General features: G+C 36.3%; 1 protein-coding gene. It reads right to left on the bottom strand.

The window, feature by feature from the left end; genetic code table 11:
* Nucleotides 1–285 (bottom strand): cation:proton antiporter domain-containing protein (locus HC175_RS24825; RefSeq protein ID WP_369074374.1); only part of this gene is annotated, 285 nt, incomplete at its 3' end.
* Nucleotides 286–292: the final 7 nt, after the last annotated feature.

Raw genomic sequence — 292 nt, 5'->3', positions numbered from 1 at the left:
AATTCTCAATATATAATTTGCAACCCTTCCGGAAAGAAGAAAAACAAAAGGTGTAAGCAACATGGTAAATACCGAAACCGAAAGAAAGAATTGATTCATTTGAGGAGAGAGAAGTCCGTTCTCTATTCCCACTCTCGACAAAATGAAGGCAAATTCCCCCACCTGGAATAATGCCATTCCTGTGAGAATCACTGATCTTAAAGGATAATTTAAAGCAAATGCGGTTAAAGAGACCAGACCTCCTTTTACAACAAATACTACAAATACCATTAGAAGTATGATCAAAGCATTA

The sequence above is a fragment of the Salinimicrobium oceani genome (genome assembly GCF_012037645.1).
This window is presented reverse-complemented; position numbering and strand designations above follow the sequence as displayed.